Genomic DNA, 14,667 nt, shown 5'->3' on the forward strand with positions numbered 1-14,667 from the left:
CGGGTCCGGTCGTTCGGACCATCCCGGAACGAGGGGATCGCGTCCCCCGCACCGGTCCCCGCTCACACGCTTCCTGATGGCGCTACCGGCTGCGGTCGTCTCGTTCTTCTTTTCCTCCGCGCCCGCCATCGCAGACCTCAAGATCTGCAACCGCATGTCCTATGTCGTGGAGGCCGCGATCGGCATCGACGACAAGGCGGCAACCGCGACGCGCGGCTGGTTCAGGATCGACCCCGCCACCTGCCGCGTTGTGGTGCAGGGCACGCTTTCGGCGGACCGCATCCTGCTCAACGCCCGCGCGCTCGGCGTCTACGGCGCTTCTCCGATTCCGCAAACCGGCAGCGACATGCTTTGCGTCGCGCAGGACAATTTCGTCATCGCCGCGGCGCGGCAATGCCGTAGCGGTCAGACCCAAGTCTCGTTCACGCAGGTGACGCCGACACAAGGCGCCGACGGCAACCTCATTGCCTATCTCGCCGAGGATTCCGAATATGACGACGAGCAGGCGCGCCTCGCCGGCATCCAGCGGCTGCTGGTGATCGCGGGCTACGACGCGGCGCCGATCGACGGCGTCGACGGGCCGAAGACGCAAGCGGCGCTCGCCGCCTTCCTGAAGAGCCGCGGATTGTCGCCGGACATCGTGAACTCGCAGACCTTCTTCAAGACCATGGTCGATGCGGTGCAGACGCCGTCTGCCGCAGGCCTCACCTGGTGCAACGACACGCCGCACAAGGTGATGGCGGCGATCGCGACCGACGACGGCAAGTCGGTGACGAGCCGCGGCTGGTATCGCATCGACCCCAAGACCTGCCTGCACCCCGACGTATCAGGCCAGCCGAAGCAGATCTTCAGTTTCGCAGAGGCGGTCGACGCCGACAACCGCGTCGTGAAGCTCAGGGACCGGCCGCTGAATTGGGGCGGCGACAGGCAATTCTGCACGCGCGAGACCAAGTTCGAAACGAGCGAGCAGACCGATTGCGGCGCGCGCGGATTTGCGCCGACGGGGTTTGTCGCCGTGGACATGTCGAGCGGCGGCAAGACGCTGCGCTTTGCGGTGCCGTGATCAAGAGGATTCGATGAACTTGCCCCGCACTTTCGACCACGTGGACACCTGGGTGTTCGACCTCGACAACACGCTCTATCCGCATCACGTCAACCTGTGGCAGCAGGTCGATGCGCGGATCGGGGAGTTCGTCTGCAGCTGGCTGAATGTCGGCCGGGAGGAAGCGCGCAAGATCCAGAAGGATTATTACCTGCGCTTCGGCACCACCATGCGCGGCATGATGACTCTGCACGGCGTCTCCGCAGACGATTATCTCGCCTACGTCCACAAGATCGACCACTCCCCGCTCGAGCCGAACCCGGCGCTCGGCGCGGCCATCGCAAAGCTGCCGGGCCGCAAGCTGATCCTGACCAACGGCTCGGTCGATCATGTCGATGCCGTACTGGCGAGACTCGGCTTCGCCTCGCATTTCGACGGTGTGTTCGACATCATTGCCGCTGAGTTCGAGCCCAAGCCGGCTGAGCAGACGTACCGGAAGTTCCTGAGCGACCATGCCGTCGATCCGACCCGCGCCGCCATGTTCGAAGACCTTGCCCGCAACCTCACGGTGCCGCACCGGCTCGGCATGACCACGGTCCTGGTGGTGCCTGACGGGACGAAAGAAGTGGTGCGGGAAGATTGGGAGCTGGAAGGCCGGGACGCCGCCCATGTCGACCATGTCACGGATGATCTGGCGAGGTTCTTGGGTAAGCTGTCGCCAGGCTGACCCGTGTCGTCTCCTGGACAGGCGTCAGCGCAGATCCGGGGCGACAGCGGAGTGTAGGCAACGGCGGAGTACGCCTTGACTCCACCCCTGCAAATCCCGAAAAAGCGCCCCAATCCATCAAAATTCCCGCTCCCCAGAGGAAATCCCGATGTCCCTTGCAGCCCTCGAATCCACCATCAACAGCGCCTTCGACGCGCGCGACGGCATCTCGACCTCGACCAGGGGCGAGGTGCGCGAGGCCGTGGACCAGTCGCTGGAGATTCTGGACAAGGGCGAGGCGCGCGTTGCCGAGCGCGGCGCCGACGGCAAGTGGAAGGTCAATCAGTGGCTCAAGAAGGCGGTGCTGCTGTCCTTCCGTCTCAACGACATGGGCGTCATTCCCGGCGGTCCCGGCAAGGCGAATTGGTGGGACAAGGTGCCCTCGAAGTTCGAGGGCTGGGGCGAGAACCGGTTTCGGGATGCGGGCTTCCGCGCCGTGCCGGGCGCGGTGGTGCGCCGCTCGGCTTTCATCGCCAAGAACGTCGTCCTGATGCCCTCCTTCGTCAATCTCGGCGCCTATGTCGATGAGAGCACGATGGTCGATACCTGGGCCACCGTCGGCTCCTGCGCGCAGATCGGCAAGCGCGTCCACATCTCCGGCGGCGCCGGCATCGGCGGCGTGCTCGAACCGCTGCAGGCAGAGCCCGTGATCATCGAGGACGATTGCTTCATCGGCGCGCGCAGCGAGGTCGCCGAAGGCGTGATCGTGCGCAAGGGCGCGGTGCTGGCGATGGGCGTGTTCCTTGGCGCCTCCACAAAGATCGTCGACCGCGAGACCGGCGAGGTCTTCATGGGCGAAGTGCCCGAATATTCCGTGGTGGTGCCCGGCGCGCTGCCCGGCAAGCCGATGAAGAACGGCCAGATCGGCCCCAGCACCGCCTGCGCCGTCATCGTCAAGCGCGTCGACGAGCGCACGCGCTCCAAGACCAGCATCAACGAGCTGCTGCGGGATTGATCCGACGCGCATGACCGATGCTCTCTCGATCGCCCAGGACCTGATCCGCTGCCCCTCGGTAACCCCGGCCGATGCCGGCGCCCTCGGGGTGCTTGAAAAGATCCTGACCGCAGCCGGCTTCGCCTGCCACCGCGTCACCTTCAGCGAGCCCGGCACCGCCGACGTCGACAATCTCTATGCACGCATCGGCACCGAGGGGCCGCACATCACCTTTGCCGGCCACACCGACGTGGTGCCGCCGGGGGACGAGAGCGCCTGGAGCGTCGGCGCGTTCTCCGGAGAGGTGAAGGACGGTGTCCTGCATGGCCGGGGTGCGGTCGACATGAAGGGCGGCATCGCCTGCTCGGTCGCCGCGGTGCTGGAGCATCTCGCCGGCAATGGCGGCAAGCCGCGCGCGGACGGAAAGGGCTCGATCTCGTTCCTGATCACGGGCGACGAGGAAGACGTTTCCATCAACGGCACGATCAAGCTGTTGAAATGGGCCGCCGAGCGCGGCGAGAAATTCGACCATTGCGTGCTGGGCGAGCCCTCCAATGTCGAGACGCTCGGCGACACCATCAAGGTCGGCCGCCGCGGCTCGCAATCGGGCACGCTCGTCGTCGACGGCGTGCAGGGCCATGTCGCCTATCCGCACCGCGCCTCCAATCCGGTGCCGGACATCGCGCGCTTGATCGTTGCGATCTCCGACGAGCCTCTCGACCATGGCAGCGCGCAGTTCCAGGCCTCCAACCTCGAATTCACTTCGGTCGACGTCGGCAACAAGGCCAGCAACGTCATCCCCGGCGAGGCCCGTGCGAAATTCAACATCCGCTACAACGACAACCACACCCAGGCCAGCCTGCGCGAGCTGGTCGAAGCGCGCCTCGCCAAGGCCTGCGGCAACCGCATCAAGGCCCGCATCGTCTGGGAGCCGTCGAACTCCAACGTGTTCGTCACCAAGCCCGGCCCGTTCACCGATCTCGCGGTGGCAGCAATCGAGGAAGTGACGGGCCGCAAGCCGGAGCTGTCCACCTCAGGCGGCACCTCGGACGCGCGCTTCATCTCCAGCTATTGCCCGGTGATCGAGTTCGGTCTCGTCGGCCAGACCATGCACCAGGTCGACGAGCGCGTGCCGGTGGCTGATTTGGAGAGGCTGACGCGGGTGTATCGGGGGATACTGACGCGGTATTTTGGGTAGGGCTAACTCTCGCCCAACGCTCCGCCGTCATGCCCGAGACAAGCCCGGGCATGACGGCGGTGGCGGCATTAGGGGTTAATAATCCACCTTCATCAGGTACAAGCCCTCGGGCGGTGCGACGATGCCGCAGGCGGCGCGCTTGCGGGCGGCGAGTGCGGCCGACAGATCATCGGCGCTCCAGCGGCCCTCGCCGACCCAGACCAGCGAGCCCACCATCGAGCGCACCTGGCTGTGCAGGAAGGAGCGCGCCGAGGTGACGATCGTGATCTCGCGGCCGTCGCGCATCACGTCGAGCTGATCGAGCGTCTTCTCCGGCGACTTGGCCTGGCATTCGGTGTCGCGGAACGTGGTGAAATCGTGTTTGCCGAGCAAACGCTGCGCCGCCGCATGCATTGCATCGGCATCAAGCTTGCGCGGCACGCGCCAGGCGTGGCCGACGTCGAGCGCGAGATTGGCGCGGGTGTTGACGATGCGATAGCGGTAGTGGCGCTTGATGGCCGAGAAGCGCGCCTCGAAGCTGTCGGGCACGATCTCGGCCTCGAGCACCGCGATCGGATGCGGGCGCAGATGCGCGTTGAGCCCGTCGCGAAAACGGCCCGGCGGAAACTGCTTGTCGACGTCGACATGCGCGACCTGGCCGCGCGCATGGACGCCGGCATCGGTGCGCCCGGCGCCGTGCACGCGCAAATCCGCGCCTGTCATCGCCTTCACCGCCGCCTGCAGCGCGCCCTGCACCGACGGCAGCGTCTCCTGCACCTGCCAGCCGAAGAATGGCGCGCCGTCATATTCGATGGTGAGCTTGTAGCGGGGCATCTTTCCGGTGTCTTCGTCCGCGCAGGCGGACGATCCAGTACATCGTGACGGTTCGGTTCGATCTCAGGAGCCTCGGCATGCTGGATACCCCGCCTTCGCAGGGTATGACAGCATCAGTTGAACCTCGCGCCCGCCTTCAGCGGCATGCCGCGGAGAAAGTCGGCGGCCTGCACCCGGGCCTTGCCTTCGCGCTGGAGCTCCAGGATGCGGATCGCGCCCTCGCCGCAGGCGATGGTGAGCTGATCGTCGAGCACCTCGCCCGGCGCGCCGGTGCCCTTGGCGAGTTCGCAGCGCAGGATCTTGACGCGCGCGTTTTCGCTGATGTTCGCGAGCTCGCTCCAGGCGCCGGGAAACGGCGACAGGCCGTGGATGTGGCGCAGCACGGCACGGGCCGGCTTGCTCCAGTCGATCCGCGCCTCGGCCTTCTCGATCTTGGCAGCATAGGTGACACCCTCCTCGCTCTGCTTTCGGAGCTGGAGGCCGCCGCGTTCGAGCGCGGCCATCGCGCGCACCATCAGGTCGGCACCCAGCCGGGAGAGACGGTCGTGCAGGTCGCGTGCGGTCATGCTGTCTGATATCGCGATGCGCTCGGCCATCGCGACGTCGCCGGTGTCGAGGCCGACGTCCATCTTCATCACCATGACGCCGCTCTCGGCATCGCCTGCCATGATCGCCCGGTTGATCGGTGCCGCACCGCGCCAGCGCGGCAACAGCGACGCGTGCAGATTGTAACAGCCGAGCTTCGGCGCATCGAGGATCGCCTGCGGCAGGATCATGCCATAGGCGACGACGACGGCGGCGTCGGCATCCAAGGCGCGAAATTCGTCCAGCGCTTCCTGGGTCTTCAACGTCTTTGGCGTCAGGACGGGAACGCCGAGCTTTCGCGCGGCGTCCTCGACCGGGGTCGGCTGCAATTGCAGGCCGCGGCGGCCGCCGGGCTTCGGCGCGCGGGTGTAGACCGCCACGATCTCGTGGCCGTGTGCGACCAGCTCGAGCAGCGTGGGCACGGAGAAATCGGGCGTGCCCATGAAGATGAGGCGGAGGGGCATGTGACGAACCTGCGGAGGGACGCAATCAGTGACCGTCATTCCGGGCGGCTCGAAGAGCCGAGCCCGGAATCTCGAGGTTCCGGGTTGGATGCTTCGCATCGCCCCCGGAACGACAGAGAGTTTTACTCCGCCGCGCGCTTGGCGGCCTTCTCGAATTTCTTCATCACGCGGTCGCGCTTGAGCTTCGACAGATAGTCGACGAACAACACGCCGTTGAGGTGGTCGATCTCGTGCTGGATGCAGGTGGCGTAGAGGCCTTCGGCATCCTCCTCGTGCACCTTGCCGTCGAGGTCGGTGAAACGCACGCGCACCTTCGCGGGGCGCTCGACCTCCTCGTAATATTCGGGGATCGACAGGCAGCCTTCCTCATACACCGACAGTTCCTCGGACGAGGCGATGATCTCGGGATTGATGAAGACGCGCGGGAGCGGCTTGGTCTCGCCGTTCTCGTCGCGCTTGGCGAGATCCATGGTGATGAGCCGCAGCGGCTGCGCGACCTGGATCGCAGCGAGGCCGATGCCGGGCGCGTCGTACATGGTCTCTAACATGTCGTCGGCAAGCTTGCGGATCTCGGTCGTGACCTTCTCGATCGGCTTTGAGACCAGACGCAGCTGCTTGTCGGGCAGGATGATGATTTCTCTGAGGGCCATGGCGGCGATTTAAGCCCCATGCCGGATGCGGTCAATGCGGACCGGAACTCCGTCAATCCTCCACCAACCATGAAAGCTTCAGGGTTCGTTAACCATGGAAATCAGGGGATTGTCGCCCGACACGTTCCCTCTTCGTTCGCATCGACCCTGCGAATCGGCTACAAGGCTGCATGAACGAAATCATCTTCATGGTTGGCGACTGGCCGGTACGTACCGTTGACGTGCTGATCGGCTTCGGCACGCTCGTCCTCATTCTGCTGATTGTGATCGCGGTGGTGATCGCGCGCTCGGGGCGGCGCGGCGCGGAACTCGCCATGGCCAATGCAATCCGTGCCGACGAGCTCGAGGAACGGCTGAGCGAGGTGCTGCGGGCGCAGAGCGAGTCGTCGGGCCGGGTCGATGCCATGACCCAGGCGCTGGCCGGCCGCCAGGCCGAGATGGCTCGTGCGGTCAACGAGCGGCTGGATTCAGTGACCCATCGCGTCGGCGAGTCCATGGAACACACCACCCGCAACACGATGGAGAGCCTGCGCGCCCTGCATGAACGGCTCGGCATCATCGACAACGCGCACAAGAACCTCACGGACCTCACCACGCAGGTGACCACGTTGCGCGACGTGCTCGCCAACAAGCAGTCGCGCGGCGCCTTCGGCCAGGCACGGATGGAGGCGATCGTCCAGGACGGTCTCCCCAAAGGCTCCTACGAGTTCCAGTTCACGCTCTCGACCGGCAAGCGGCCCGACTGCGTCGTGTTCCTGCCCGACCAGCGCCCGCTTTGCATCGACGCCAAGTTTCCGCTGGAGGCGATGACCGCGCTGCACGACGCCCGCACCGACGAGGAGCGGCGGGTTGCCACGCAGCGGCTGCGCGGCGACGTGATGAAGCATGTCAGCGACATCGCCGAGAAATATCTCGTGGCCGGCGAGACCCAGGAGATGGCGCTGATGTTCGTGCCGTCGGAGTCGGTCTATGCCGAGATCCACGACGGTTTCGACGACGTGATCCAGAAGGCCTATCGCGCCCGCGTCGTGCTGGTGTCGCCCTCGCTGCTGATGCTCGCGATCCAGGTGATGCAGCAGATCATGAAGGACGCGCGCATGCGCGACGCCGCCGACCAGATCCGCACCGAAGTGATCAAGCTCGGCGACGACCTCGGCCGTCTGCGCGACCGTGTGCTGAAGCTGCAGAAGCATTTCGCCGACGTCAACGAGGACGTCCGCCAGGTGCTGATCTCCGCCGACAAGATCGAGAAGCGTGCCGGACGAATCGAGGAGCTCGATTTCAGCAAGAGCGACGCGCCGGAGGGTCCGCGGCTGGTGGCGACGGGAGCGGCAGAGCTGTTCCCGCGGAAGCTCCAGGCGGGGGAGTGAGATTGGGGCACGCCGTCATACCCCGCGAAGGCGGGGTATCCGGTACGCCGCAGCAATTGTGATTGAACCGAGCCGCTGGTGATTACTGGATCGACCGCCTTCGCGGACGATGACACCGATCGAGCCGGAAGCTCTCCCGTCTCACCAGCTACCGCGAGAGTCTTTTCCCCCGGAATCTGCTAACACCGCCGCCATGACCGCCCCCGACGCGACCTCTCCTGCCGCAAGCACTGCACCCGTCGCCTCCTGGCGCGAAAGCCTTTCCGTTTACCTGCAGCCGCGGGTGTTGATCGTGCTGTTCCTCGGCTTCTCCTCGGGGCTGCCGCTGGCGCTGTCGGGATCGACGCTGCTGGTGTGGATGGCCGAGGCGGGGGTCGATCTCGGAACGATCGGGCTCTTTGCGCTGGTCGGAACGCCATACACCTTGAAATTCCTGTGGGCGCCGCTGGTTGACGCGCTGCACGTGCCGTTCTTCACGCGTGCCTTCGGACGTCGCCGCGGGTGGCTGGTGTTCTCGCAATTGCTGCTGATCGGCGCGATTCTGCTGTTAGCGCTGACCGATCCGGCACGCTCACCCTTGTTCGTCGCGCTCGGTGCGCTGCTGGTCGCGACAATGTCCTCGACGCAGGACATCGTCGTCGATGCGTTCCGGGTCGAGAGCCTGCCCGAAAGCGAGCAGGCCGCCGGCATGGCCGCCTATGTCGCCGCCTACCGCATCGGCATGCTGATATCGACCGCGGGCGCCCTGTTCATCGTGACGGGTTTCGAGACGATCGTCCCGCGTGGCGCAGCCTGGATGTGGGGCTACGTGGTGATGGCCGCTCTGGTGCTGATCGGCACGGTGACTGCACTGGCCGCCACCGAGCCTCCACAATCCGAGCGCGCGGAGGCCGCCACACAGGACGAGGGCGCGATATCGCGGGTGCTTCATGCCGCGCTGGGCGCATTCTCGGAGTTCCTGCGGCGCAAGGAAGCATGGGTCGTGCTCGCCTTCGTCGTGCTGTTCAAATTCACCGACGCGTTCTCCGGCAACATGACGGTGCCGTTCGTGATCGATATCGGCTTCACGCGGAACGACTATGCCGTGATCGTCAAGGGCGTCGGCATTGTCGCGACGTTGGCCGGCGGCTTCGCCGGCGGCTTTGTGGCGCGGCGCTATTCGCTCGCAACGAGCCTTTGGATCGGCGGCATCGTCCAATCGATGTCCAACCTGTCGTTCACGTGGCTGGCACTGGTCGGCGTCAATGAATGGGCGCTGACTCTCGCGATCACGTCCGATAATTTCTGCAACGCCATCGGCACGGTGATTTTCGTCGCCTATCTCTCGGCGCTGTGCCAGAACCCGCTGCACACGGCGACCCAATATGCGCTGCTGACGGCGCTCGCCGCCGTGGGACGCACCTATCTGTCATCGGGTGCGGGTTATCTGGCGAAAGCGACGGGCTGGCCGATGTTCTTCGCGATCTCGGTGCTCGTCGCAATCCCGAGCTTGATGCTGCTGGCGTACTTGCAGAAGCGCGGGCATTTCGAAACCTTGGAGCCCGCGCGGGTGTAGAACTCACCTCTCTCTTTCGTCATTGCGAGCGAAGCGAAGCAATCCAGACTGTCACCGCTGAGGCAGTCTGGATTGCTTCGTCGCAAGGGCTCCTCGCAATGACGGCGGAGACAGCATCGCCGCCCTCCTACTGCTTCTTGATCAGGCTCCACTTGGTGATCACGGCCTCGCTCATCTGGCCGGGATCGCTGGCGCAGGCGATCTCGTCGACCTTCACGGAGATCTCCTTGCCGACGAACGACTTCAGCTGAGTGGCCTGCGCATCGCTGGAGGTGACGAGCTGGAAGGTTTCGGGGCCGGTCTCGAGATTGCACAGCCCGTTCGGCGGCGGCAGGCGGCGCGGCTCGGTGGTGATCTGGTAGGTCGCAACGCGTTTGCCGTTCTTGACGTCGCGCACCTTCATTGCATTCAATTCGCCCGACAGCACGTCGCCGGTGTTGATCGGCTTGCCGGGCTTGGACGGCGGCGGGACTCCATCGTCCTGCTGCGCGGAAACAGCCGGGGTCACCACCGCCATCATCATCGCAACCAGGGCCAGCCGTTTGGCGAATCGTGTCGTCATATCGTCCGTTCCGTAAAAGTCTGGATTGCTAGAACAGCGTACGCTGCCGCATCGCAGCCGATAGCGTACCTTCGTCGAGATAATCAAGCTCGCCGCCGACGGGAACTCCGTGGGCGAGCCGCGTCACCTTCACATTGGCGTCCTGAAGCAGGTCGGTGATGTAATGCGCCGTGGTCTGGCCGTCGACCGTCGCATTCAGCGCCAGGATGATCTCGTGCACCTGCGAATCATGCGCGCGCGCCACCAGCGCGTCGATGGTGAGGTCCTGGGGGCCGACGCCGTCGAGCGGCGACAATGTCGCGCCCAGCACATGATAGCGCCCCTGGGTGGCATTTGCCCGCTCCAGCGCCCATAGATCGGCAACGTCGGCGACGACGACGATGATCGAGGGATCGCGCTTCGGATCCGTGCAGACGGTGCAGGGATTTTGCGTGTCGATGTTGCCGCAGGTCTTGCAGACCTGGACCTTGTCCAGCGCCACCTGCATGGCCGAGGCCAGCGGCATCATCAGTGCTTCGCGCTTCTTGATCAGATGCAGCGCCGCGCGCCGCGCCGAGCGCGGACCGAGGCCCGGCAGCCGCGCGAGCAGCTGGACCAGCCGCTCGATCTCAGGACCTGCAACAGCGCTCATAATTACTGGCCGAACAACCCCGGTGGCAGGCCGAGCCCGCCGGTGAGGGCCTGCATCTTCTCCTGCATCGCGGTCTCCGCCTTGCGGCGGGCATCACCGAAGGCGGTGACGAGCAGGTCTTCCAGCACCTCGCGCTCCTCCGCCTTCATCAACGAGGGATCGATCCTGACACCCTTGACGTCCATCTTCGCCGTCATGCGCACGGCGACGAGGCCGCCGCCGGAGATGCCCTCGACCTCGACGTTGGCGAGCTGCTCCTGCATCTCCTGCATCTTGGATTGCAGCTGCGCCGCCTGCTTCATCATGCCGAGAAAATCAGCCATGGGTGCTCGTCCTTGAAAGAATGGTCAGAGATCGTCGCCATCGGAACCGTCGGGCGGATCGTCACTGCCGTAGTCCGCGTTAATATTGGATTCCGGCGCCTCGGGGGCAAGCCTGCGGACCTCGACGACCTTGGCGCCGGGGAAACGCGACAGCACCTCCTGCACGCGCGGATCGGCTTCCGCGGTACGGGCATGCTCCTGCTTGGCCGCTTGGTTCACCGAGCGCAGCGTCGGCTGGCCCTGCTCGTTGGAGACGATCACGGTCCAGCGCCGGCCGGTCCACAGCTCGAATTTCTTTGCGAGCTCCGAGATCATGGTCTTGGAGGCGTTGGGCTCGAGCGCGACTTCCAGCCGGCCTTCCTCGAAACGAACGAGGCGCATGTCGCCTTCGAGCGCGCTCTTGGTCATGATGTCGCGCTTCTGGCCTGCGAGGGCGACGAGCTGGGTGAAGCTGGTGACGCGCAGCACGGGCGCTGCGGCCTGCGGATCCGGCGCGGGGGCCGCCATCTGCGGCCGGGCACCGCCCCCGCCGAACGAGGAGGGCGAGGATGTCGGCATGCGAACCGGCGCTGCGGAAACCGGCGCTGCGGAGGACATCGGCGCGGACGGCGCACTGCTGCGCGCTGCGCTGCCGCCGTTCACGACCGGCGAGCCGCCGCCGTTCTGCTCGAGCATTTTGATGGCTTCGTCTGGCGTCGGCAGGTCGGCAACGTAGGCGATACGCACCAGCACCATCTCAGCGGCCGCGGCGGGGCGCGTCGCCGCCTGCACCTCGGCGATGCCCTTGAGCAGCATCTGCCACATCCGCGACAGCACGCGCATCGAGATCTTCGAAGCGAACTCCTTGGCGCGCACGCGCTCGGTTTCGCCATAGGCGACGTTGTCGGCAACCGCCGGAATGACCTTCACACGGGTGACGAAATTGACGAATTCGGCGAGGTCAGAGAGCACCACGACCGGATCGGCGCCGACGTCGTACTGGTCGCGGAACTCCTTGAAGGCGGCCGCGATGTCGCCGCGCGCCAGCGACTCGAAGAGATCGATGACGCGGGTGCGGTCGGCAAGCCCCAGCATCTGCCTGACGGCATCGGCCTTCACCTGGCCCGCCGCATGCGCGATGGCCTGATCGAGCAGCGACAGCGAATCACGCACCGAGCCTTCGGCGGCGCGGGCGATGATGCCGAGCGCCTCGGGCTCGATCTCGACGCCTTCCTTCGTCGCGATATTGGCGAGGTGCTTCATCAATACGTCCGCCTCGACCCGGCGCAGATCAAAGCGCTGACAGCGCGACAGCACGGTGACCGGGACCTTGCGGATCTCGGTCGTCGCGAACACGAACTTGGCGTGCTCCGGCGGCTCCTCCAGCGTCTTCAGGAAGGCGTTGAACGCCGCCGTCGACAACATGTGGACTTCGTCGATGATGTAGACCTTGTAGCGGGCGCTGGCGGGGGCATAGCGCACGCTGTCGTTGATCTGGCGGACGTCGTCGACGCCGGTATGCGAAGCGGCGTCCATCTCCAGCACGTCCATGTGCCGGCTTTCCATGATCGCCTGGCAATGCACGCCCAAGGTCGGCATGTGGATGGTCGGGCCCTTCACCGAGCCATCCGGCATCTCGTAGTTGAGCGCCCGGGCGAGGATGCGCGCCGTGGTGGTCTTGCCGACCCCTCGGACGCCGGTGAGAATCCAGGCCTGCGGAATGCGCCCGGTCTCGAACGCATTGGAGACGGTGCGGACCACGGCCTCCTGGCCGATCAGGTCATCGAATGAGGACGGGCGGTATTTGCGTGCCAGCACCCGGTAGGGTGCATTGCCGGCCTGGCCGGCGCTATCGGGATTGGGAGGGGCGCCAGCGTCGGTCATCGGTCGATCCGCAATGAAATCTCTCTCGGCCGGCTCTTGCGGAAAGGAGCGCGCCTGGCGGGGCGACCGCCGGCGCAATTCGCTCGAAAAAACAAGTAGGAGACTGACGAGCGACCCGATCCGGACCTCGTTAGGGCTGCTTCCTTCCGGACCTGACCCGGTTGGCGAGTGGCTCGTCCACCGCCAATCTCCCGGTCCCTATTTGGGGCCAAAGGGAGCGGAAAGCAAGCGGGCAGGATGACTGTTCCCAGGGTCCCGGGACACACGGGGCCGGCTGGCCCGACCGGATCGGCATGCCCGCCCCGATGCAACGGCGTATCACGGTTATTGTCCGGAACCGTGGTCTCTGCGACGGTGGGAATCATCACGAGAAGGTCTTCATGCCCGAACCTGCCTGGTCGCTGCACTCCCGCCTGAAAGAGGACACCATCGACATCGGCGACCTGCCCCTGTCGAAGGTGCTGGTCATCAAGGACGCGCATTATCCCTGGCTGCTGCTGGTGCCGCGGCGCCCCGACGCGGTCGAGATCATCGACCTCGACGAGGTGCAGCAGGCGCAGCTGATGACCGAGATCTCCCGCGTATCTCGCGCCCTCAAGGAGATCACCAAGTGCGACAAGCTCAACGTCGCCGCCCTCGGCAATCTCGTGCCGCAGCTTCACGTTCACATCATCGCACGCCGCACCAGCGACGCGGCCTGGCCGCGACCGGTTTGGGGCGTCATGCCGCCGCTGGCGCACGATGCCACTGAAGTGCAGAATTTCATCAGCGCGCTTCGCCGCAAGATCTGGTTGGGTTGAAAGAACAATAATGTCAGCATTCGACGCATTTCCGCTGGGACAGCCGGCCTTCGTCACCAACGTCCTCGACCGCGCCGCGCATCTGCGCCGAGACGACGAGAAGCTGTTCGCGATGGAGCAGAAGCCGTCCTCACGCGCCTACGTGGTCTATCGCGACTCGCTGCTGGTGAAGCGCGACGGCGACAAAGTGCGCGCGCTGCTCTCGATCGACGAGGCGCTGAAATGCGGCGCCAATCCCGGCACGGTCTTCCTGGGTCTGCGCGAGGGCGCGGCCGTGTTCGGAATGGGGATGCCGCAAGCCGCTGCCGAGAAGCTGGTCGGCCGCGAGGACTATACCGTGACCGAACTCCGCGGCATGGCGATGCAGGGTGCGCTTCCGCCACAGGAGCTGTCAGCCATCGCAATGGCGAAGTCGATGGTCGGCTGGCATCAGCGGCACGGCTATTGCGCCAATTGCGGTGCACGTACCGCGATGAAGGAAGGCGGCTGGAAGCGCGACTGCCCTGCTTGCAAGGCCGAACACTTTCCGCGCACCGACCCGGTCGTGATCATGCTGGTCGCCTCCGGCGAAAAATGCCTGCTCGGCCGCCAGAAGCAGTTTCCGCCGGGCATGTATTCCTGCCTCGCCGGCTTCGTCGAGGCGGCCGAGACCATCGAGGACGCCGTGCGCCGCGAGATCCTGGAAGAATCAGGCATTCGCTGCACCGACGTGCAGTACTACATGACCCAGCCCTGGCCCTATCCGTCGTCGCTGATGATCGGCTGCAGCGCGCGGGCGCTCAACGAGGACATCGTCGTCGATCGCATGGAGCTGGAAGATGCGCGCTGGTTCACGCGCGAAGAGGCGGCCAAGATGCTGACGCGGACGCATCCGGACGGGCTCGCCGGTCCGCATCCGTTCGCCATCGCTCATCACCTGCTCGGCCGCTGGGTGCACGACAAGAGCTGACCGCTGACGGCTATCCGGGGTGCGCCGTCGCCTCCGTATCGGCAACACGGTGCGATCGTCCGTTCTCCGGGCAGCCGTGGCGCTGAAACGCGGTGGCTGGCGCAGTGGCCTTGCTGGCCTGTAACCCTTTGATATGTCCAACTCTTTCCATGCGACACCTAG

At 65.5% G+C, this 14,667-nt stretch carries 15 protein-coding genes and 1 other RNA gene; 8 read left to right on the plus strand and 8 right to left on the minus strand.

Going from position 1 to position 14,667, the window contains the following annotated elements; translation table 11 throughout:
• Window positions 1–76: 76 nt before the first annotated feature.
• The 4 genes from ASG57_RS24920 to dapE all read left to right on the plus strand — a co-directional run bounded on the left by ASG57_RS24920 (window position 77) and on the right by dapE (window position 3,940).
• The gene (locus ASG57_RS24920; RefSeq protein WP_057197910.1) at window positions 77–1,063 is read left to right on the plus strand and encodes a DUF1036 domain-containing protein; all 987 of its coding nucleotides are present in this window, start codon (window positions 77–79) and stop codon (window positions 1,061–1,063) included.
• 13 nt (window positions 1,064–1,076) lie between these two features.
• Window positions 1,077–1,769: a pyrimidine 5'-nucleotidase gene (locus tag ASG57_RS24925; RefSeq protein WP_057197912.1), complete on the plus strand. Its 693-nt coding sequence runs from the start codon at window positions 1,077–1,079 to the stop codon at window positions 1,767–1,769.
• 148 nt (window positions 1,770–1,917) lie between these two features.
• A complete protein-coding gene (gene dapD / locus ASG57_RS24930; protein WP_024337174.1) occupies window positions 1,918–2,763 on the plus strand; it encodes a 2,3,4,5-tetrahydropyridine-2,6-dicarboxylate N-succinyltransferase in 846 nt (281 codons plus the stop codon).
• A 10-nt stretch (window positions 2,764–2,773) separates the two neighbouring features.
• A complete protein-coding gene (gene dapE, locus ASG57_RS24935) occupies window positions 2,774–3,940 on the plus strand; it encodes a succinyl-diaminopimelate desuccinylase (protein ID WP_057197914.1) in 1,167 nt (388 codons plus the stop codon).
• Between the two features lie 75 nt (window positions 3,941–4,015).
• Here the strand turns inward: dapE and truA are convergent, their stop codons facing one another.
• From truA to def, 3 genes are all read right to left on the minus strand, one after another.
• On the minus strand, window positions 4,016–4,753 hold the full coding sequence (gene truA, locus ASG57_RS24940) for a tRNA pseudouridine(38-40) synthase TruA (protein WP_057197916.1): 738 nt from the start codon (window positions 4,751–4,753) through the stop codon (window positions 4,016–4,018).
• 113 nt (window positions 4,754–4,866) lie between these two features.
• A complete protein-coding gene (gene fmt, locus ASG57_RS24945) occupies window positions 4,867–5,802 on the minus strand; it encodes a methionyl-tRNA formyltransferase (protein WP_057197918.1) in 936 nt (311 codons plus the stop codon).
• 122 nt (window positions 5,803–5,924) lie between these two features.
• On the minus strand, window positions 5,925–6,452 hold the full coding sequence (def, locus tag ASG57_RS24950) for a peptide deformylase (protein WP_024337170.1): 528 nt from the start codon (window positions 6,450–6,452) through the stop codon (window positions 5,925–5,927).
• Between the two features lie 170 nt (window positions 6,453–6,622).
• On the opposite strand from def, the gene ASG57_RS24955 reads away from it, so the two are divergent.
• Window positions 6,623–7,822 (plus strand): DNA recombination protein RmuC, encoded by a 1,200-nt coding sequence (locus ASG57_RS24955; protein WP_024337169.1) that lies wholly within the window; start codon window positions 6,623–6,625, stop codon window positions 7,820–7,822.
• A 193-nt stretch (window positions 7,823–8,015) separates the two neighbouring features.
• Window positions 8,016–9,377 (plus strand): AmpG family muropeptide MFS transporter, encoded by a 1,362-nt coding sequence (locus ASG57_RS24960; RefSeq protein WP_024337168.1) that lies wholly within the window; start codon window positions 8,016–8,018, stop codon window positions 9,375–9,377.
• Window positions 9,378–9,504: 127 nt separating this feature from the next.
• Here ASG57_RS24960 and ASG57_RS24965 read toward each other — a convergent pair whose 3' ends face one another.
• The 5 genes from ASG57_RS24965 to ffs all read right to left on the minus strand — a co-directional run bounded on the left by ASG57_RS24965 (window position 9,505) and on the right by ffs (window position 12,948).
• Complete coding sequence (locus ASG57_RS24965; protein WP_024337167.1) at window positions 9,505–9,939, minus strand: hypothetical protein; 435 nt, start codon at window positions 9,937–9,939, stop codon at window positions 9,505–9,507.
• 28 nt (window positions 9,940–9,967) lie between these two features.
• A complete protein-coding gene (gene recR, locus ASG57_RS24970; protein WP_024337166.1) occupies window positions 9,968–10,573 on the minus strand; it encodes a recombination mediator RecR in 606 nt (201 codons plus the stop codon).
• Window positions 10,573–10,893 (minus strand): YbaB/EbfC family nucleoid-associated protein, encoded by a 321-nt coding sequence (locus ASG57_RS24975; protein WP_024337165.1) that lies wholly within the window; start codon window positions 10,891–10,893, stop codon window positions 10,573–10,575. Before ASG57_RS24975 ends, recR begins: the two co-directional genes overlap by 1 nt.
• A 24-nt stretch (window positions 10,894–10,917) precedes the next feature.
• Window positions 10,918–12,756, minus strand: a complete 1,839-nt coding sequence (locus tag ASG57_RS24980) for a DNA polymerase III subunit gamma/tau (RefSeq protein ID WP_024337164.1) — start codon at window positions 12,754–12,756, stop codon at window positions 10,918–10,920.
• Window positions 12,757–12,851: 95 nt separating this feature from the next.
• Window positions 12,852–12,948, minus strand: an RNA gene (ffs, locus tag ASG57_RS36320) — signal recognition particle sRNA small type.
• Between the two features lie 188 nt (window positions 12,949–13,136).
• Here ffs and ASG57_RS24985 point away from each other — a divergent pair.
• Both ASG57_RS24985 and nudC read left to right on the plus strand, forming a co-directional pair.
• Window positions 13,137–13,556: an HIT domain-containing protein gene (locus tag ASG57_RS24985; protein WP_024337163.1), complete on the plus strand. Its 420-nt coding sequence runs from the start codon at window positions 13,137–13,139 to the stop codon at window positions 13,554–13,556.
• Between the two features lie 10 nt (window positions 13,557–13,566).
• Window positions 13,567–14,505 (plus strand): NAD(+) diphosphatase, encoded by a 939-nt coding sequence (gene nudC / locus ASG57_RS24990; RefSeq protein WP_024337162.1) that lies wholly within the window; start codon window positions 13,567–13,569, stop codon window positions 14,503–14,505.
• The last annotated feature ends 162 nt before the right edge of the window (window positions 14,506–14,667 follow it).

The sequence above is a fragment of the Bradyrhizobium sp. Leaf396 genome (assembly GCF_001424605.1).
Taxonomy (GTDB): domain Bacteria; phylum Pseudomonadota; class Alphaproteobacteria; order Rhizobiales; family Xanthobacteraceae; genus Bradyrhizobium; species Bradyrhizobium japonicum_C.

Coding starts and splice junctions, on each gene's coding strand:
- ASG57_RS24975 (WP_024337165.1), bottom strand. CDS start 10,893: ATGGCTGATTTTCTCGGCATGATGAAGCAGGCGGCGCAGCTGCAATCC.
- ASG57_RS24985 (WP_024337163.1), top strand. CDS start 13,137: ATGCCCGAACCTGCCTGGTCGCTGCACTCCCGCCTGAAAGAGGACACC.
- dapE (WP_057197914.1), top strand. CDS start 2,774: ATGACCGATGCTCTCTCGATCGCCCAGGACCTGATCCGCTGCCCCTCG.
- fmt (WP_057197918.1), bottom strand. CDS start 5,802: ATGCCCCTCCGCCTCATCTTCATGGGCACGCCCGATTTCTCCGTGCCC.
- def (WP_024337170.1), bottom strand. CDS start 6,452: ATGGCCCTCAGAGAAATCATCATCCTGCCCGACAAGCAGCTGCGTCTG.
- dapD (WP_024337174.1), top strand. CDS start 1,918: ATGTCCCTTGCAGCCCTCGAATCCACCATCAACAGCGCCTTCGACGCG.
- ASG57_RS24960 (WP_024337168.1), top strand. CDS start 8,016: ATGACCGCCCCCGACGCGACCTCTCCTGCCGCAAGCACTGCACCCGTC.
- ASG57_RS24980 (WP_024337164.1), bottom strand. CDS start 12,756: ATGACCGACGCTGGCGCCCCTCCCAATCCCGATAGCGCCGGCCAGGCC.
- ASG57_RS24965 (WP_024337167.1), bottom strand. CDS start 9,939: ATGACGACACGATTCGCCAAACGGCTGGCCCTGGTTGCGATGATGATG.
- ASG57_RS24920 (WP_057197910.1), top strand. CDS start 77: ATGGCGCTACCGGCTGCGGTCGTCTCGTTCTTCTTTTCCTCCGCGCCC.
- truA (WP_057197916.1), bottom strand. CDS start 4,753: ATGCCCCGCTACAAGCTCACCATCGAATATGACGGCGCGCCATTCTTC.
- nudC (WP_024337162.1), top strand. CDS start 13,567: ATGTCAGCATTCGACGCATTTCCGCTGGGACAGCCGGCCTTCGTCACC.
- ASG57_RS24925 (WP_057197912.1), top strand. CDS start 1,077: ATGAACTTGCCCCGCACTTTCGACCACGTGGACACCTGGGTGTTCGAC.
- ASG57_RS24955 (WP_024337169.1), top strand. CDS start 6,623: ATGAACGAAATCATCTTCATGGTTGGCGACTGGCCGGTACGTACCGTT.